The organism is Streptomyces sp. NPDC046557, assembly GCF_040645975.1.
In the GTDB taxonomy this organism is placed as follows: Bacteria; Actinomycetota; Actinomycetes; order Streptomycetales; family Streptomycetaceae; genus Streptomyces.
Genome location: NZ_JBEYZH010000003.1, coordinates 163,232 through 180,897 on the forward strand (window position 1 = coordinate 163,232; position 17,666 = coordinate 180,897).

The following is a 17,666-nucleotide window of genomic DNA, read 5'->3' on the forward strand; positions in this document are numbered from 1 at the left end:
TCCATGCCCAGTCGTCGCACAGACCCCCTGACCCTTGAGGTCGTCGAACTCATCGGCGACGTCGTGGCCCGTTACCACCAGGAGTACGAGCTCGCGGCCGCCGGCCACCAGCTCACCGGCGCCCAAGCCCGCGTCCTGAACCTGCTGTCCCTGGAACCGATGCCCATGCGCCGGATCGCGCAGAAGCTCAAGTGCGAGCCCTCGAACATCACCGGCATCGTGGACCGGCTGGAGTCGCGCGGCCTGGTCGAACGCCGGCCGGACCCGGCGGACCGCCGGGTGAAGCTGGCCGCCCCGACCGAGGAGGGCTTGCAGACCGCCGACCGGCTCCGCGAGTCGCTCGACTTCGCGCGCGAACCGCTGGCCGGCCTCTCCGACGCCGAACGGGGGACGCTGCGGGACCTGCTCAGGCGCATGCTGGGCTGAGTCTCACCAGCAGAGGAACCAGCAGGTCGGCTTGGGCTTTTTGGTCTTGGTGGGGGTGGGCAGCGGCGCGGGCGGCTGCGCCGTGCCGGACGTGCTGGGCGCGGGCTGTCCCGGTTTCGTGGGCTGTACGGACGCACCCGGCCCGGAAGCGGTCGGCGTCGGCCCCGGCGTCCCGGAGGCGGAGGCGCTCGCCCCGGCGCCCGGCCGCGCGGACGCGTTCGGGCTCCCGCTGGGCCCGGCCGACTTCGTTGCGCCCCCGGTGGCCTTCGCACCCCCGGCGCCCTTGCCCGTGCCCGTCGCCCCGGAGTGCGCGGCTCCGCTCGGCGCGTCCGGCGCCGGCTCCGGCTTCTCGGGGCCGACCTCGTCGGTCAGCTCGACCTTGGCGGCCCGGCCACCGCCCTCGTCGTCCGTCGCCATGCGGGCCAGGGCCACCGAGCCGCCGGTCGCCAGCAGCAGGCCGAGTCCGACGCTGAGCACGGTCCGGCGGCCCCGGGCGGCGGCCCGACCGCGCGAGCGGCCCCGGCCCTCCACCGGCCCGGAGAGCAACACGATCGACTCGGTGTACGGGTCGATGGGCCGGGGGCCGGGATCGGGGGCCGGCCCGTCGCCGTGACCGGGCCGGGCGTATGCGGGCTGGGCATACTCGGGCCCGGCGTACCCCGGCTCGGCGTATGCGGGCTGGGCGGCGTAGCCGGGGTCTCCGGGGTGCCCGTACCCCGGCTGCCCGTACCCCGGCTGCGCGGGGTCCGGCTGCCCATGGCCGTACTGCTCATGGCCGTACTGCTCATGGCCGGGCGCCGCGGCGGAGGCCGGCGGGGCGGGTATGAGGTACTCGGCCGGGATTCCGCATCCGGCGCACGCGAGCGCGCCGTTGAGGTACCTCCGACAGGCAGGGCAGTAATTCATAGGGCCCGCAGGCTACGTGGTGATCGGCAACAGCGGGATTCCGGGAACGTAAGGATCCTGTGTGGAATCGTGACCTCCATGACCGCGATCCCGCCGAAACCACCCCCGGCCGGCTCGGGAGGCTTCGGCCCGGCCGCCTTCCAACTGGTGCTGCTGCGCAGGATGGCGGACTTCCAGCCGGACCTCGCCGAACGGGCCCGGCTGCGCCTGGGCGCCTCGCTCGCCGATCAGCGCCAGGCGAACAAGCGTTGGCAGGCCATGGTCCGCTCGCCCCGGTCCCGCGGGACCCTGGCCCGCTACCGCTCGGTGCTCGGCCCGCCCGAGTCCACCGGGCCCCGGCGGATCGGGGACCTGGAGTGCGAGGCGCTGCTGTGGCCGGTACCGCTCTGGCCCGACCTGCGCTTCGAGGTGCTGGCCGGGCCGGACGGGGCGGTGTGGAACGAGTGGCTGGTGCGGGCCCCGGGCGCGCCGGGGCCCGTACTGGAGGGCGCGGAGGATCTGCGGCCCTGGTCGGCGACGGTGGACGAGGTGGCCCGCGCCTTCGCGCCGGTCCGCCCGATGGAGGGCACCGCCCCGACGCGGTGGCGGCTGGCCTTCACCGCGTCGGGGACGCCGCTGGTGGCGGAGTTCACGTACGGCCTCCTCCAGGAGGTGCGGCCAGGGGCGGCCTGAAGCCGCCGGGCCGGGTTCAGGAGGCCAGGAAGGCCCGTACGCCGGCCGAGGTGGCGTCGTCCCCGAGCAGGTCGGCCAGGTTCCTCACCACGTCCGACCCGGGGGTCGTGTCCCGGGCACGCCTGGTCCCACAGGGTGCAGGCCCAGGCGGTGGAGGTGCCGTGGTTCGGGCCGGCGAGCGAGGCCCAGTGGGCGACGGTCGCCGCCCGGGCCGCTCCGGTCTGCCGGCGGACCTGGTCCACGTAGGCGCCGAGCTGCCCGGCGAGGACCTCGTTCACCGACTGGTGGGTGTCGTAGCCCCAGGAGAAGAGCTGCGCGTCGGTGTACCCGTCGGCGCGCAGGTCCTCCCGCAGCGACCCCCACACGCCCGGATCGGCGTTGTAACGGTGCACGAAGACCACCGGATTGCGGGCGGCCGTCCGTTCGGCGGGCCCGGCCGCCTCCTGGGCCGGCGCGGGCCCGAGGAGGGCGACGCAGAGCGTCAGGCAGAGCGTCAAGAGGGCCTACAGACCCTGGCGGGGCGTCAGCATCGGGTCCCCTTTACCTCGTTACGCGCCGGTAGCGCGGACAGTGCGCGCATCGTGGCGCCTGTCGGTACAGAAGACCACCCCTGTGCAGCACCGCCCGGCACGCGCGACCCACCCCGGCCGGAGCATCTCAACAGGCGCGGGACCCTATTGACCCGAGAAGATATGAGTTGTCCGACCGGCAGTCGCCGGTCTTCTTGCGTCAGCGCTCTCGGAGGGATCTGCCGTGACCGTCAGTCTTGAGCAGTTGCGCCGCTGCCACGTCGCCGTCGACCTGGGGGCGGCCAGGACCCGCGTCTACGTGAAGGGCGCCGGCCTGGTCGTCGACGAGCCCAGCGTCGCCGCGGTGAACACCCGTACGGGGGCACTCATCGCCGTCGGCACCTTCGCCGAACGGATGACGGGCCGTACGCCCGACTACATCCGGGTGGTGCGCCCCGTTTCCGGCGGCACCGTCGTCGACATCGAGATGGCGCAGCGGATGCTGCGTCACCTGCTCGGCGAGAAGCTGCGCCGCGCCCTGCGGCGCAAGCCGCGGCTGCGGGCCGCCGCCTGCACCCCGCACGACGCCGATCCGCTCGCGCAGCGGGCGGCCGTGGAGACGCTGGTCGGCCTCGGCGCCCGGCGTGTCGAGCTGGTGGACACCCTGATCGCGGCGGCCGTCGGCTGCGGCCTGCCCGTGGAGCAGCCGACCGCGACCATGATCATGGTGTGCGGGGCGGCGGCCACCCAGGTGGCGGTGCTGTCCCTGGGGTCCATCGTCACCGCCGAACGGATCCCGGTCGGCGGCGAGGCCATCGACCACGCGGTGGTGCAGCACCTGCGGCACGCGCACGAGCTGATGCTCCCCAGCCAGGCCGTCCGGCCGCTCCAGCTGGCCCTGCACGGCAACGGCATCACCGCCGGGGGTCCGGCCTCCACCCTCATCCACGGCCGGGACGTGGCCACCGGGCTGGCCCGCTCGGTGCACGTGGACACCGCGGCGGTGCGCGACGCGATCCACACGCCGCTGACCGCGGTGCTCGACGGCATCGGCAAGGTGCTGCGGGACTGCCCGCCGGACCTGGTGGCCGACCTGACGGACCGGGGCATCATGATGGTCGGCGGCAGCGCCCTGCTGCCGGGCCTGGACCAGATGCTGCGTGACGCGACGGGGATGCCCGTGGCCATCGCCGAACGCCCCGACGTGTGCGCCGTGCTGGGTCTGGGCGCGATGCTGGAAGGAAAGATCGCCCCGATGGTCCTCAACCCCTTGACCAAATGAAGCCGCACGCACCTGAACACCCGGAGGGTCTGCCGGGCCGGGAGCCCGGAGAACCGGACGCTCCGGGCCCGGCGGAGTACGCGCGGTCCGCGGAGTCGGCGAGCCTGCCCATGCTGTTGGAGGCGGTGCTCGCCGTCGGGTCGGAGCTGGAACTGCACAGCACCCTCCAGCATTTGGTGGACTCGGCCGCCGACCTGTGCGCGGCGCGGTACGCCGCGCTCGGGGTCGTCGACCCCGAGCGCGGCCGGCTGACCGAACTGTTCACCTCCGGTCTGACCGCCGCCCAGCGGGCCGCGATCCCCCGGCTGCCGGACGGTCGCAGGGGCCTGCTCGGCGCGCTCATCAGCGATCCGCGACCGCTGTTGCTCGACGATGTCGCCCAGGACCCCCGCTCGGCCGGCTTCCCGCCCGGGCATCCGCCCATGCGCGGGTTCCTCGGCGTACCCATCCGGGTGCACACCGAGGTCTTCGGGAACCTCTACCTCACCGAGAAGCGCGGCGGCGGCCCCTTCACCGACGAGGACCTGTCCCTGCTGCGCGTCCTGGCCTCGCAGGCCGGAATAGCGATCGGCAACGCCCGCCTCTACGACACCGCCCGCCGCCGGGAGCGCTGGATCGAGGGCGCCGCCGCGGTGACCACCGCCCTGCTGGCGGGCCGCCCGGCGGCCGACGCGCTGATGTGCGTCGCCGAACGGGCCCGGCTGCTGGCGGACGCGACGGCCGGGGTGGTGCTCCAGCCCACCCCCGAGGGCGGAATGGAGATCGTCGCCGCCTCGACGCACGGCGACCCCGGCGACCTGGTCGGCACCACCATCGCCCCGGGTTCGGCGGTCCTGGAACAACTCCTCGGCGGGGAGCCCGTCTTCATAGAGGACTCGGCGACGGACCCCCGGATGACCACCCGCGTACGGGAACGGTTCGGCCCGAGCATGATGCTCCCGCTGCAGAGCGGCGGCCGGCTGATCGGCACCCTCGCCCTGCCGCGGGCCCGCGGCGGGCGCCCGTACGACGCCGCGGACCGGCTGTTGGCCTCGCAGTTCGCCTCCCAGGCGGCGCTGGCCCTCGTACTCGCCGACGCGCAGCACGACCGCGAGCAACTGGCCGTCTACGAGGACCGCGACCGGATCGCGCGCGACCTGCACGACCTGGTGGTGCAGCGGCTGTTCGCGACGGAGATGATGCTGGAGAGCACGAAGAAGCGCTCGGCGTCCGCCGCCTCCGGGGACACGGTCGGCGCCGAACTCGGGCGGGCCGTCGACGAGCTGGACTCCACCATCCAGGAGGTCCGCACCGCGATCTTCGCGCTCCAGCAGCCCCCGACGGACGCCCCGACGACCTTCCGGGGCCGGGTGCTGCGCGAGACGGGCGGCGCGGCGGTGCCGCTGGGCTTCCAGCCGTCGGTGCACTTCGCCGGCGCCGTCGACGCGCTGGTCCCGGAGTCGGTGGCGGCCGAGCTGCTCGCCGCCCTCCGGGGTGCCCTGGCCGCGGCCCACCGCCGGGCGGACGTCACCTCGATCGAGGTGGAGGTGGACGCGGTCCCGGACCGGGTCCGGCTGACCGTCACCGACGACGGCCGTACGACGGCGGGCACCCGCGGGACGACGCTCACCTGGGAGTCCCCGCTCTGAGGGCTCCCACCCGACGGCGTTCCGCGGCTACCCCGCGGTGTTCGCGGCCCGCAGCGCGATCCGCGTACTGGACTGGGCCACCCCGGCCTCCCGCTTGAGGCGTCGCAGCAGCGCGTCGAGCGCGGCGGCGTCGGCGGCGCGGGCCCGTACGAGGTAGTCGTAGGCGCCGGTGACGTGGACGACCTCGGTGATCCCTGGCAGTCGGACGACGCACTGCTCGAACTCCTCGTTGCTGACCCCCTCGCGCAGCGTCAGGTCGATGAACACGACGAGCCCGCCGCGCGTGTCGGCGGCCGGATCGACCACGACGGTGAAGCCGAGGATCACCCCGTCCCGCCGCATCCGTCGCACGCGGTCGGCGGTGGCGTTGGCACTGAGTCCGACGCGGGCGCCGAGGTCGCGGTACGAGATCCGCGCATCCTCCCGCAGGATTCCGAGGATGTCCCTGTCCAGGCGGTCCATTCCGCGATTGTCGCAGTCACCGCCGATATTCGCCGCCGTCGCGCGACCCGCCCGGACCAGGCTGTCCCGCATGAGTGATCCGAGCGGACTGGGCGCGTTGAGCGGCATGAGCGGGCCGGGCGGGCTGATGGCGCCGGCCCTGTCGGGGGCGGTGGCAGGCCTGGGCGTGGCGATGCCGATGGGTGCGATGAGCGTGCTGCTGCTCCAGGAGGCGATGCGGCACCGTCGTAGGGCGATGGCCGCGGCGGTGGGCATCGCCGCGGTGGACCTGGGGTACGCGGCCTTGACCACCGCGCTCGGTCCGTGGGTCGCCGCGCGGGTCGGCCCGGTGGAGGCGTGGGTGCGCCTGGCCGCCGCGGTCGTCCTCCTCACGATCGCCGCCCGGGGCCTGGGCGCCACGCGCTCCGTCCCCGCCCCGCCGCCCGCACCCGTGGCGCGGCGGCCGCTCCCCGCCCCCCGAGCGGCCCGACCGGACCCGTCCTTCGCCGGCGGGTCCGGTCCCGCCGGTCACGCGCCGGCGCCGGCCGCGCGGCGCGGAGTCGGCCTCGGCTCCGGCTCCGGCTCCGGCTCCGGCGGAACGGCGGGTGCCGCGTTCGCACGGTACGTCGGGCTCACCGCCGTGAACCCCACCACCGCCCTCTACTTCGCCGCCCTCACCACCGCCCGGGGCGCGAGCCTGCGCACCGGCGCGGCCGGAACCGCCTTCCTCGTGGGTGTCGGCCTGGCCTCCCTGATCTGGCAGCAACTGCTCGTCGCGGTCGGCTCCTTCGCGGCCGCCCGGATCTCCCCCGCGGTCCGCGTGTGGACGTTCCGCCTCGGCTACGGACTGGTCGCCGCCTACGCCCTCGACATCGCCTTCCCGCTCCCGTGAGCCGCCGCACACACCGGACCACGGCCGCACCGCCACGTCCTACAGTGGCCCCGTGACCACGACCCGCCTGTCGGCCCGCGCGGCCATCGCCTCCCTCACCGACCCCCACACGTTCGCCGAACTCGACGCCGAACTCGACGTTTCCGAGCGGGAGTCGGACCCGGACGGGCCCTTGGCCTGGTCCGGGTACGACGGCTCGCGCGCCCGGGCGGCCGCGACGACCGGAGAGACGGAGTCCGTCGTCGTCGGTGCCGCGCGCATCGGCGGTCAGGAGGCCGTGCTGATCTCCTTCGAGTTCGGTTTCCTCGGGGGCTCGCTGGGTCGGCACACCGGGGACCGACTGGAGGCCGCGTACCGGTACGCGCGCGAGCACCGGCTCCCCCTGGTCTCCCTCATCGCCACCGGCGGTTCCCGGATGCAGGAGGGGATGCTCGCGCTGACCCAACTCCAGCGCGTGGCCGCCCAGTCCGCCCTCACCAGGGCCGCCGGGCTCCCCCAGATCGCCGTCCTGCGCGACCCCACCACCGGCGGCGGCTGGGCCACGCTCGGGGCGGGGGCCGACATCGTGCTCGCCCTGCCGGGCGCCCAGGTCGGCTTCGCCGGGTCCCGGGTGCGCCCGCCGGACGCGGACCCGGCGGCCTACACCGCCGAGGGGCAGTACGCGGCCGGGCACGTGGACGCCGTCGTGGCCGCCCCGGAGCTCGCCCGGACCGTGAGCGACTGGCTCCGCGTGTTGGCCGCGCCCCGCTCGGCCGGGCCCGTCGCACCCCCGGCCGCCCTGGCCGACGTGGCGGCGCCCGCGACGGGGTGGGACGCCGTCCGGCGGGCCCGTCACCCGGACCGGCCGCGCGCCGGGGCGTACCTGGACGCGTACTTCACGCTCCGCCTTCCCGTGCGCGGCGACCGGGCGGGCGGCACCGATCCCGGGATGCTCTGCGGGTTCGGCCTGCGGGAGGGCGGGGAGGGTGTGGTGGCGTACGTCGCCCAGTGCGGCACCGCCACCCTCCCGGCGGGCTACCGTACGGCGGCCCGCGTGATCCGCCTCGCGGACCGGCTCGGCATCCCGGTGCTCACCCTGGTCGACACCCCGGGCGCGGCCAATGACGCCGCCGCGGAACGGGCCGGGGCGGGGGCGGCCATCGCGGACGCCTTCGCGGCGGTGGCGTCGGCCGGCGTCCCCGTGACCACGCTCCTGATCGGCGAGGGCGGCTCGGGCGGCGCACTCGCGCTGGCCGCGCCGGGGAACACCTGGGTCACCCCGGACAGCTACTTCTCGGTCATCGCCCCGGAACTGGCGGCGGCCATCCTCAAGCGCCCCGCCTCCGAGGCCCCCGCCACGGCGGACCAGCTCCGTATCCGCCCCCACGACCTGGTGGCCCTCGGCGTGGCCCGGGGCGTCGTGGCGCCGGAGGCCCGCGCATGACCGACCGCACCCGTGGGGCGCCCCCCTACCGCTTCCGGTAATGCCCGCCGGACTCCCCCGGCGGCGCCCCGATCCCGGAGCCGTCCGTGTCTCGCACCGCCACACGACATCCGTTCCCGCCGCCGCGCCGACCACACGGCGGGGGTGCAGTGCGTGTTCGTGTTCCTGCACGACCTCCGCCACAGCGCCCGCTGCCACGCCGAGGCGGCCCGCGGCCGGCGTCCCCGGCGAGGGCCGTGCGCCGGCGCGCCGTGGTCCGTCGCCTTCCGCGCGTCCTGCGCGACCGGTCCGTGTCCTGCCGGGCCGCCCAGGAGGAACGCCGTGCGCGGCTGCGGCTGCGGCTGCGCGCCGGACGCCCGTACGCCGCTCCGCCTCACGGACCGCGGCCGCGACCGGCGGCTCGACCTGTCCCGGGCGGAGGAGACGGACATCCGACCCGCCCGTCACCGCCGCGCGGCGCTCCGGCTCGCCTGAGCGCGCGGGCCGGCGCGGACGTACGGGCGCCGGGTCGCTCGGCGTCAGGCTTGCGGCGAGCGCCCGTCGTAGCGGGCGAAGCCGCGCCAGCGGGCCGCCAGCAGGCCCACCACCAGCACACAGGCGAGGCCCCCGCCGGTGATCGCGACGGCCGGGGAGCTGAGGTCGGCGGCGGTCCCGGCGAGGAAGTCCCCGAGCCGGGGTCCGCCCGCGACGACCACGATGAAGACGCCCTGGAGCCGGCCCCGCATCTCGTCGGGGGTCGCGGCCTGCATCATCGTCGAGCGGAACACCATGGAGACGGTGTCGGCGCAGCCGGCCAGCGCGAGGAAGAGCAGTCCGAGCCACAGGTTCCGGGTCAGCCCGAAGACGGCGATCGCGAGCCCCCACGCGGCGACGGACAGCAGGATCGCCAACCCGTGCCGCCGGATCCGGCCCTGCCAACCGGAGAACAGCCCGCCCAGCAAAGCCCCGACGGCGGGCGCGGCGACCAGCAGGCCGACGGTCTTGGCGTCGCCCGCGTACCAGAGCACGGCGATCGCCGGGAACAGCGCCTTCGGTTGGGCCAGCACCATCGCGGCCAGGTCGGAGAAGAAGGTCATCCGGATGTTGGGCCGCGTCCCGAGGAACCTCAGCCCGTCCATCACCGACGCCCGTCCCCGCGTGCCCTCGCCCCGCTCGGGTGCCATCGAGGGCAGTCGCCACATCGCGTAGAGCGCGGCGATGAAGGTGACGGCGTCGATCAGGTACGCGGCCTGGTAACCCCACCATCCGACGGCGAGGCCGCCCAGCATCGGGCCGGCCATCATCCCGGAGGTCATGGTGACGGAGTTCAGCGCGTTGGCGGCGGGCAACTGCTCGGCCGGCAGCAGCCGGGGGATCATGGCCGATCGGGCCGGCCCGTTGAGGGCGCCGCAGACCGCCTGGAGCGCGACGACCGCGTACAGCAGCCAGACCCGGTCGTAGTCGAGCAGCGCGGCGGCGGCCAGGCCGACCGACAGCACGGTCAGGCCCAGCGAGCTGTGGAGGCCGAGCTTGCGGCGGTCGACGGTGTCGGCGATCGCGCCGCCGTAGAGGCCGAAGGCGAGGAGCGGGACCAGGGAGAAGAGTCCGACGAGCCCGACCGAGAAGCTGGAACCGGTGATCTCGTAGACCTGGAGCGAGATCGCCAGGGTGGTCATCGCCTGGCCCACCCAGGAGACGGTGTTGCCCACCCACAGCCGCCGGTAGTCCGGGGAAGTGCGCAGGGGGGTCAGGTCGGCGAATATGCGCCGCCGGGGTCGGGGCGGGGTCGTCGTAGCGGTCACAACGGATGATAACCACCCTGCGGTCGAGGACCGCCCGACCAGGACACCTGTTCACACCCCCGCAACGGCCGCCCCCCGGGTCCCGCGCGCCCCGACCTTTCGCCGCCCTTGCCGCTAACCCGCCACGGCGACCGGACATTTGACCAGAATCGGCGTGGCGGTCATCCCTCCGGTTCGGCTCATGATGAAAAGACTCGTATGTCCAGGGAGGCGTAGTGATCGAACCTGGCAACAGCACCACGAGCACCAGTGAGGCGGAGGTCGGGCTGCGCACCTCGAACGGTGGCACCGCCCCCCTCACGGTCGGGGTCGAGGAGGAGTTCCTCCTCGTCGACGCCCGCACCTTCCGGGTGGTCCCGGCCGCCCCGCTCATCCTCGCCACCGCCGGCGGGCACGCGCACCAACTGCACGCGGAGGGCACCCGCTACCAGGTGGAGCTCTCCACCCCCGTCGCCGACTCGGCGGTCACCCTCCGCGCGGAGCTCGCGGCCCTACGGCGCACCCTCGCCGCGGCCGCCCGGGCGCACGGCTGCCGGCTGGTGGCGGCGCCCTCGCCGATCGTGGCGGTGGAGGGGCCGCTGCACCTGACCGACGACGAGCCGCGCCAGCGTGAACAGCACCGGCGCTTCGGCTCACTCACCGAGACCCTCGTCAGCTGCGGGCGGCACATCCACATCGGCACCCTCGACGTGGACACGGCGGTGGCGGTGTCGAACCGGGTCAGACCGTGGCTGCCGACGCTGATCGCGCTGGCCGCCAACTCGCCGTTCTGGGGCGGCCGTGACACCGGCCACGCCAGCTGGCGGGCGATGGCCTGGTCCGGCTGGCCCTCCGCCGGGCTGCCCCCGCACTTCGCGTCCACGGCCCACTTCCGGCGCTCGGTGCAGACCCTGCTCCGCTCCGGGGCCGCCCTGGACACCAAGATGGTCTATTGGGACCTCCGCCCGTCCGGGAACTGGCCCACCCTGGAGATCCGGGCGCCCGACATGTCCTCGGACATCGACTCGGCCGTCCTCCAGGCGGAACTGGGCCGCGCCCTGGTGGCCACCGCGCTCCACGAGATGGCGGAGCGACGCCCCGATCCGCCCCTGCGCGACGAGGTCCTGCGCCTCGCCCGCTGGCGGGCGGCCCACGACGGCCTGGAGGGCTTCGGCCTCGACCCGTACACGGGCGTCGAACTCCCGGCGGCCGACCTGGCGGAGGCCCTGCTCGACCTGGTCGCCCCGGAACTGGCGGCGTACGGAGACCTCGACCACGCGGCGAAGACGATGGGCCGCCTCCTGCGCGACGGCTCGGGCGCCCACCGCCAACGCCGCGCGTACGCCCACCGCCAGGACTTCCTGGACGTCCTGCGCGAGGCGGCAGACGAAACGGAGGAATGCTGACCCTCCCCGACCATCCCGAAAAAGCACAGGTGCCTCGTCCCGGCAAAAGCCGGGTCGAGGCACCGAAATGACTGGTCGCAACGTTTCTGCTGACCAGCTTCGCAGTGGGGCGGGTGGGACTCGAACCCACGGCCGACGGATTATGAGTCCGCTGCTCTAACCGGCTGAGCTACCGCCCCTCTACGGCGTGGCGCGTACATGTGTGCGCGCCGTCTGCCGCAGCATAGCCGCTCATACGATCTGCTGCCTCGCATGATCGGCTTCGCCTGCCCTGGAAGACCGTGTCGAGCGCTGCCCGGTTCCGGTTCGGGGCAAAAAAGAAGAGGACCCACCCGGGGCCCTCGTCTTCCGTGCTCCCCCGACTGGACTCGAACCAGTAACCTGCCGGTTAACAGCCGGCTGCTCTGCCAATTGAGCTACAGGGGATCGCGCTCCCCCGACTGGACTCGAACCAGTAACCTGCCGGTTAACAGCCGGCTGCTCTGCCAATTGAGCTACAGGGGATTGCTGCGGTGCGCCGAACAGCCCACCTCCGGCCTTGCCGGGGGGCGAGCGCCCGTTGCGAGTCATAGATTAGCGCAAGCAGGGGGGTGCTCCGCCAATCGGTATCGGCAGTGGGCCGGGCACCACACGACGAAGGGTGGCAAGCATGCGGTACAAGGTCACGTTCGTGGTCGGACTGGCCGTCGGGTACGTGCTCGGGACCCGGGCAGGGCGCGAGCGGTACGAGCAGTTGAAGAAGTCCGCGCGCCAGGTGGCGCAGACCCCGGCGGTACGCAACGCCGCCGAGACCGCCGGGCAAGCCGGGCGCGCCTACGCCGGCAAGGCGTTCACCATGGTCGGCGACAAGGTCGGCGACGCGCTGCCGGAGTCCCTCGCGGGACGGGTTCGGACGCTGCGCGGTCGGGGCGGCTCCGGCCGCGAGGACGAGTGGGGTACCAGCAACACCTGACAGCCGACACCGAACCGCCGCGGGTCCCGGCACTTTCCGGGGCCCGCGGCGGTTCTGTGGCTACTCGGCGGTCAGGACGGGCGCGCGGTGCGGCAGAATTACCGCATGGGGATAGTCGCCGGGCTGGACAGCTCTTCCGCCTTCACTCGCATCGTCGTCTGCGACACCGACACGGGGGCCGTGCTGCGCCAGGGCTACGCCCCGCATCCGCAGCCGACCGGCGAGGCCGCCGGGGCGAGCCCGCACGAGACCGATCCGCAGGCGTGGCTGCTCTCGCTCGGGGAGGCGGCCGGCAACGGACTCCTCGAAGGGGTCCAGGCCATCGGCGTCTCCGCGCAGCAGCACGGCCTGCTCCCGCTCGACGCGCAGGGCGGTCTGGTCCGGCCGGCGCTGGTCGGCAACGACAAGCGCGGGCAGGTCGCGGCGGCCGAGCTGATCGAGGCGCTGGGCGGCCGGCACGCCTGGGCGGAGGCCGTGGGTTCGGTCCCGCACGCGGCGCAGCCGTTGGCGAAGCTGGCCTGGCTGGCCCGGGCCGAGCCGGAGGCGGCCCGGCGGGTGGCCGTGCTGATGTCCCCGCACGACTGGCTCGTCTGGCAGTTGCTGGGCCGGCCCGCGCGCCGCACCACCGACCGCGGCGGCGCCTCCGGGACCGGCTACTGGTCACCGGCCACCGGCACCTACCGCCCCGACCTGGTCGAGCTGGCGCTCGGCCACCAGGCACTGCTGCCCGAGGTGCTCGGTCCTTCCGACGCCGCCGGGACGACCCCCGAGGGGCTGCTGATCTCCGCCGGGACCGGGGAGACCATGGCCGCCGCGCTGGGGTTGGGGCTGGTTCCCGGCGACGCGGTGGTCTCGCTGGGAGCCTCGGGGTCGGTGATGGCCGTGCACCACCAGGCGGTCTCCGATCCGGGCGGTCTGATCACCTCGCTCGCCGACGCCAGCGGGATGCACCTGCCGGTGGTGAACACCTCCAACGCCGTACGGGCCCTGCGCGGCACCGCCGAGCTGCTGGGCACCGACCTGGAGGGGCTGAGCGCGCTCGCGCTGAAGTCGACGCCGGGCGCCCACGGCCTCGTACTCCTGCCGTACCTGGAAGGGGAGCGGACGCCGAACCTGCCGCACAGCGCCGGGACCCTGTCCGGGCTGCGCCGGGACTCGATGAAGCCCGAGCACCTGGCGCGGGCCGCGTTCGAGGGGATGCTGTGCGGGCTGGTCGACGCCCTGGACGTGCTGCGGCACCGAGGGGTGGAGATCCGCCGGGTGTTCCTGCTGGGGGCGGCGGCCGAGCTGCCCGCCGTACAGGCCGCCGCACCGGGGTTGTTCGGTACGCAGGTCATCGTCCCGGCCCCGGCCGACTACGCCGCGCTGGGCTCCGCGCGCCAAGCGGCGTGGGCGCTCGGTGTGGCGCAGGGCACGCCGGCACCGCACACCCCGCCGGTGTGGCCGGCCCCCGCCGGCCAGACGTTCGAGCCGGGCGAGGAGTTCCCGGCGTGGCAGGCGGTGCGCCAGCAGTACATCGCGACGCGGGAGCAGATCCACCCCGGGGCGTTTCAGGGCGTCACGGCGTAGGACCCCCGTCCGGGGGGTCCGGGGGGCTACTCCTTTTGACCGGGCTTTGCGAAAAGCGTTGGGGTTCGGGCCGCCGGTTGGCCGAAGATGGGGTGAACCCCCCTCGATCTTGCCGACCGGAGCCTGCGCGTGCTCATACGACTGCTGGGGACGCATCTGCGTCCATATCGGAAACCCATCGCCTTGCTGGTCCTGCTGCAACTGCTGCAGACCAGCGCGAGTCTCTACCTGCCCACGCTCAACGCGGACATCATCGACAACGGTGTCGTCAACGGTGACACGGGCTACATCCTGCGCTTCGGCGCGCTGATGCTGGGCGTCTCGCTCGTCCAGCTCACCTGCAACATCGGTGCCGTCTACTTCGGCGCCCGCACCGCCGCTGCCGTCGGGCGCGATCTCCGGGCCGCCGTCTTCGACCGGGTGCAGAGCTTCTCCGCCAGGGAGCTCGGCCAGTTCGGCGCCCCCTCGCTGATCACCCGTACGACGAACGACGTCCAGCAGGTCCAGATGCTGGTCCTGATGACCTTCACCCTGATGGTCTCGGCGCCGATCATGTGCATCGGCGGCATCGCCATGGCGCTGTCGCTCGACGTCAAGCTGTCCGGGGTGCTGCTCGCCGTCGTCCCCGTCCTCGGCCTCTCCGTCGGGACGATCGTCTTCAAGACGCGCCCGCTGTTCCGGAAGATGCAGACGCGGCTGGACATCGTGAACCGGGTGCTGCGCGAGCAGATCACCGGCAATCGGGTGATCCGCGCCTTCGTCCGCGACGGTTACGAGAAGGAGCGCTTCCGGGAGGCGAACGCGGAGCTCACCGGGGTGTCGCTGGCCTCCGGCAAGCTGCTCGCGCTGATGTTCCCCGTCGTCATCCTCGTCGTGAACATCTCCAGCGTCGCCGTGATCTGGTTCGGTGCGATGCGCATCGACGGCAAGGGCATGGAGATCGGCCAACTCACGGCTTTCCTGGCCTATCTGATGCAGATCGTCATGTCCGTGATGATGGCCACCTTCATGTTCATGATGGTGCCGCGTGCCGAGGTCTGCGCCGAGCGCATCCAGGAGGTCCTCGAAACGGACTCCAGTGTGGTCCCGCCCGCCGACCCGGTCCGCAAGCTGCTGCGCCACGGGCAGCTCGAACTGCGCGGCGCCGACTTCCGTTATCCGGGCGCCGAGGCGCCGGTGCTGCGCGGGGTGGACCTGCTGGCCCGGCCCGGCGAGACGACCGCCGTCATCGGTTCCACGGGCAGCGGCAAGTCCACGCTGCTCGGTCTGGTCCCCCGGCTGTTCGACGCGACCGGCGGCGCGGTCCTCGTCGACGGGGAGGACGTGCGCCGGCTCGATCCGGAGCTGCTGGCCAAGACGGTCGGTATGGTGCCGCAGAAGCCGTACCTGTTCTCCGGGACCGTCGCCTCCAACCTGCGCTACGGGCGCCCCGAGGCGACGGACGAGGAACTGTGGCACGCCCTGGAGGTGGCCCAGGCGGCCGGGTTCGTCTCCGAGCTCGAAGGCGGCCTGGACGCGCCGATCACGCAGGGCGGTACGAACGTCTCGGGTGGTCAGCGCCAACGTCTGGCGATCGCCCGGACGCTGGTCCAGCGTCCGGAGATCTACTTGTTCGACGACTCCTTCTCGGCGCTGGACTACGCGACGGACGCCGCGCTGCGGGCCGCGCTGGCCCGCGAGACGCAGGACGCGACCGTCGTCATCGTCGCCCAGCGGGTGTCCACGATCCGCGACGCCGACCGGATCGTCGTCCTGGACGAGGGCCAGGTGGTGGGCGAGGGACGCCATCAGGAGCTGATGGCCGGCAATGAGACCTACCGGGAGATCGTGCTCTCCCAGCTGACGGAGGCGGAGGCCGCATGAGCGGGCCCGGAGGACGGATGATGATGGGGCCGGTCCAGCGGTCCATGGACTTCAAGGGGTCGGGCAAGCGGCTGCTGGGCCGGCTCGCGCAGGACCGGGCCAAGATCTGGGGCATGGTCGCCGCCGTCGTCGGCAGCGTCGCCTGCTCGGTGGTCGGGCCGAAGATCCTCGGCAACGCCACCGACCTGGTGTTCGCGGGGATCGTCGGGCGGGAGATGCCGGCCGGGATCACCAAGGCGCAGGCGCTCGACGGTCTGCGGGCCAAAGGGCAGGGCGGGATGGCGGACATGCTGTCCGGCACCGACTTCACCCCCGGCGAGGGCATCGACTTCGCAGCCGTGGGGGTCGTGGCGCTGTGGGCCCTGCTGGCGTTCACGCTGGCGGGGTTGTTGATGCTGGTCGCGACGCGGCTGTCCAACCACGTCATGAACGGCACCGTGTACCGGATGCGCGAGGAGCTCCAGGCGAAGCTGTCGCGGCTGCCGCTGTCGTACTTCGACCAGCAGAAGCGCGGCGAGGTGCTGAGCCGGGCGACGAACGACATCGACAACATCGGGCAGACGCTCCAGCAGACGATGGGGCAGCTGCTGAACTCGCTGCTGACGATCGTCGGTGTGCTGGCGATGATGTTCTGGATCTCGCCGCTGCTGGCGCTGGTCGCGCTGGTGACCGTACCGGTGTCGATCTTCGTCGCGGCGAAGATCGGCAAGAAGTCGCAGCCGCAGTTCGTGGCGCAGTGGAAGACCACGGGCGTGCTCAACGCGCACATCGAGGAGATGTACTCGGGGCACGCGCTGGTCAAGGTCTTCGGGCGGCAGAAGGAGTCGGCGGCCGTCTTCGCCGAGCAGAACGAGGCGCTGTACCGGGCCTCCTTCAAGGCGCAGTTGGTCAGCGGGATCATGCAGCCGGTGATGTTCTTCATTTCGAACATCAACTACGTGCTGATCGCGGTGGTCGGTGGTCTGCGGGTGGCCTCGGGCACCCTGTCGATCGGTGACGTGCAGGCGTTCATCCAGTACTCGCGCCAGTTCTCGATGCCGCTGACGCAGGTCGCGTCGATGGCGAACCTCGTGCAGTCCGGTGTCGCCTCGGCGGAGCGGGTGTACGAGCTGCTGGACGCGCGGGAGCAGGAGCCGGACGTCGAGGTCCCCGAGCGGCCGGAGCGGCTGCGCGGTCAGGTCACCCTCGACAAGGTGGCGTTCCGTTACGAGCCGGACAAGCCGCTCATAGAGAACCTTTCGCTGAGCGTCGAGCCGGGGCAGACGGTCGCGATCGTCGGTCCGACGGGCGCCGGCAAGACCACCCTCGTCAACCTGCTGATGCGGTTCTACGAGGTCACGGGCGGCCGGATCGCCCTGGACGGGGTGGACGTCGCGAAGATGACCCGCGAGGAACTGCGCACGGGAATCGGCATGGTGCTACAGGACACCTGGCTGTTCGGCGGCACCATCGCGGAGAACATCGCCTACGGGGCCTCGCGTGAGGTCACCCGCGAGGAGATCGAGGAGGCCGCCCGCGCGGCGCATGCGGACCGGTTCGTCCGCACCCTGCCGGACGGCTACGACACGGTGCTGGACGACGAGGGCGCGGGCGTCAGCGCGGGCGAGAAGCAGCTCATCACGATCGCGCGGGCGTTCCTGTCGGACCCGGTGATCCTGGTGCTCGACGAGGCGACGAGCTCGGTGGACACCCGTACCGAGGTGCTGATCCAGAAGGCGATGGCGCGCCTGGCGCACGGCCGTACGTCCTTCGTGATCGCGCACCGGCTCTCCACCATCCGCGACGCGGACGTGATCCTGGTGATGGAGAACGGGTCGATCGTGGAGCAGGGTACGCACGAGGAGCTGCTGGAGGCGGACGGCGCCTACGCCCGGCTGTACGCGGCCCAGTTCGCACAGGCGGTCGCCGAGGTCGACTAGACCGACCAGTCCGGCCAG

Annotated in this window: 15 protein-coding genes, 3 tRNA genes and 1 pseudogene; 12 read left to right on the forward strand and 7 right to left on the reverse strand. The window is 73.3% G+C overall.

What is annotated here, in order from left to right:
- The first annotated feature begins 3 nt into the window (after nucleotides 1-3).
- Nucleotides 4-426 (forward strand): MarR family transcriptional regulator, encoded by a 423-nt coding sequence (locus ABZ934_RS09545; RefSeq protein WP_361310692.1) that lies wholly within the window; start codon nucleotides 4-6, stop codon nucleotides 424-426.
- A 3-nt stretch (nucleotides 427-429) separates the two neighbouring features.
- On the opposite strand, the gene ABZ934_RS09550 is transcribed toward ABZ934_RS09545, so the two are convergent.
- Nucleotides 430-1,332, reverse strand: coding sequence for a hypothetical protein (locus ABZ934_RS09550; RefSeq protein WP_361310694.1), 903 nt, complete (start codon nucleotides 1,330-1,332; stop codon nucleotides 430-432).
- Nucleotides 1,333-1,410: 78 nt separating this feature from the next.
- On the opposite strand from ABZ934_RS09550, the gene ABZ934_RS09555 reads away from it, so the two are divergent.
- On the forward strand, nucleotides 1,411-2,004 hold the full coding sequence (locus ABZ934_RS09555) for a hypothetical protein (RefSeq protein WP_361311354.1): 594 nt from the start codon (nucleotides 1,411-1,413) through the stop codon (nucleotides 2,002-2,004).
- Between the two features lie 251 nt (nucleotides 2,005-2,255).
- Here ABZ934_RS09555 and ABZ934_RS09560 read toward each other — a convergent pair.
- Nucleotides 2,256-2,405 (reverse strand): annotated as a pseudogene (locus ABZ934_RS09560) (triacylglycerol lipase); the annotation flags it as partial.
- Between the two features lie 352 nt (nucleotides 2,406-2,757).
- Between ABZ934_RS09560 and ABZ934_RS09565 the strand changes: the two are divergent.
- Together ABZ934_RS09565 and ABZ934_RS09570 are read left to right on the forward strand one after the other, a co-directional pair.
- On the forward strand, nucleotides 2,758-3,795 hold the full coding sequence (locus tag ABZ934_RS09565) for a rod shape-determining protein (RefSeq protein ID WP_361310696.1): 1,038 nt from the start codon (nucleotides 2,758-2,760) through the stop codon (nucleotides 3,793-3,795).
- Between the two features lie 110 nt (nucleotides 3,796-3,905).
- Nucleotides 3,906-5,423: a GAF domain-containing protein gene (locus ABZ934_RS09570; RefSeq protein ID WP_361311357.1), complete on the forward strand. Its 1,518-nt coding sequence runs from the start codon at nucleotides 3,906-3,908 to the stop codon at nucleotides 5,421-5,423.
- A gap of 27 nt (nucleotides 5,424-5,450) precedes the next feature.
- Here ABZ934_RS09570 and ABZ934_RS09575 read toward each other — a convergent pair whose 3' ends face one another.
- Entirely contained in the window at nucleotides 5,451-5,885 is a 435-nt protein-coding gene (locus ABZ934_RS09575; protein WP_361310699.1) for an Lrp/AsnC family transcriptional regulator, read from the reverse strand.
- A gap of 70 nt (nucleotides 5,886-5,955) precedes the next feature.
- On the opposite strand from ABZ934_RS09575, the gene ABZ934_RS09580 reads away from it, so the two are divergent.
- The 3 genes from ABZ934_RS09580 (at nucleotide 5,956) to ABZ934_RS09590 (ending at nucleotide 8,653) form a co-directional block, all read left to right on the forward strand.
- Nucleotides 5,956-6,756, forward strand: a complete 801-nt coding sequence (locus ABZ934_RS09580; protein WP_361310702.1) for a hypothetical protein — start codon at nucleotides 5,956-5,958, stop codon at nucleotides 6,754-6,756.
- A gap of 52 nt (nucleotides 6,757-6,808) precedes the next feature.
- On the forward strand, nucleotides 6,809-8,179 hold the full coding sequence (locus ABZ934_RS09585) for a carboxyl transferase domain-containing protein (protein ID WP_361310704.1): 1,371 nt from the start codon (nucleotides 6,809-6,811) through the stop codon (nucleotides 8,177-8,179).
- A 321-nt stretch (nucleotides 8,180-8,500) separates the two neighbouring features.
- The gene (locus ABZ934_RS09590; RefSeq protein WP_361310707.1) at nucleotides 8,501-8,653 is read left to right on the forward strand and encodes a hypothetical protein; all 153 of its coding nucleotides are present in this window, start codon (nucleotides 8,501-8,503) and stop codon (nucleotides 8,651-8,653) included.
- Nucleotides 8,654-8,697: 44 nt separating this feature from the next.
- Here the strand turns inward: ABZ934_RS09590 and ABZ934_RS09595 are convergent, their stop codons facing one another.
- Nucleotides 8,698-9,960, reverse strand: coding sequence for an MFS transporter (locus tag ABZ934_RS09595; protein WP_361310710.1), 1,263 nt, complete (start codon nucleotides 9,958-9,960; stop codon nucleotides 8,698-8,700).
- A gap of 215 nt (nucleotides 9,961-10,175) precedes the next feature.
- Here ABZ934_RS09595 and ABZ934_RS09600 point away from each other — a divergent pair, with 215 nt between their 5' ends.
- The gene (locus ABZ934_RS09600; protein ID WP_361310713.1) at nucleotides 10,176-11,345 is read left to right on the forward strand and encodes a glutamate--cysteine ligase; all 1,170 of its coding nucleotides are present in this window, start codon (nucleotides 10,176-10,178) and stop codon (nucleotides 11,343-11,345) included.
- 105 nt (nucleotides 11,346-11,450) lie between these two features.
- Here the strand turns inward: ABZ934_RS09600 and ABZ934_RS09605 are convergent.
- The 3 genes from ABZ934_RS09605 to ABZ934_RS09615 all read right to left on the reverse strand — a co-directional run bounded on the left by ABZ934_RS09605 (nucleotide 11,451) and on the right by ABZ934_RS09615 (nucleotide 11,849).
- Nucleotides 11,451-11,524 (reverse strand) — tRNA-Ile (locus tag ABZ934_RS09605).
- Nucleotides 11,525-11,698: 174 nt separating this feature from the next.
- Nucleotides 11,699-11,771: transfer RNA gene (locus ABZ934_RS09610), tRNA-Asn, on the reverse strand.
- A gap of 5 nt (nucleotides 11,772-11,776) precedes the next feature.
- Nucleotides 11,777-11,849: transfer RNA gene (locus ABZ934_RS09615), tRNA-Asn, on the reverse strand.
- A gap of 145 nt (nucleotides 11,850-11,994) precedes the next feature.
- Between ABZ934_RS09615 and ABZ934_RS09620 the strand changes: the two genes are divergently transcribed.
- The 4 genes from ABZ934_RS09620 to ABZ934_RS09635 all read left to right on the forward strand — a co-directional run bounded on the left by ABZ934_RS09620 (nucleotide 11,995) and on the right by ABZ934_RS09635 (nucleotide 17,648).
- Entirely contained in the window at nucleotides 11,995-12,297 is a 303-nt protein-coding gene (locus tag ABZ934_RS09620) for a YtxH domain-containing protein (RefSeq protein ID WP_361310716.1), read from the forward strand.
- A gap of 105 nt (nucleotides 12,298-12,402) precedes the next feature.
- A complete protein-coding gene (locus ABZ934_RS09625) occupies nucleotides 12,403-13,866 on the forward strand; it encodes an FGGY family carbohydrate kinase (RefSeq protein WP_361310719.1) in 1,464 nt (487 codons plus the stop codon).
- Between the two features lie 129 nt (nucleotides 13,867-13,995).
- On the forward strand, nucleotides 13,996-15,729 hold the full coding sequence (locus ABZ934_RS09630; protein ID WP_361310721.1) for an ABC transporter ATP-binding protein: 1,734 nt from the start codon (nucleotides 13,996-13,998) through the stop codon (nucleotides 15,727-15,729).
- Nucleotides 15,726-17,648 (forward strand): ABC transporter ATP-binding protein, encoded by a 1,923-nt coding sequence (locus ABZ934_RS09635; RefSeq protein ID WP_361310723.1) that lies wholly within the window; start codon nucleotides 15,726-15,728, stop codon nucleotides 17,646-17,648. Before ABZ934_RS09630 ends, ABZ934_RS09635 begins: the two co-directional genes overlap by 4 nt.
- Nucleotides 17,649-17,666: the final 18 nt, after the last annotated feature.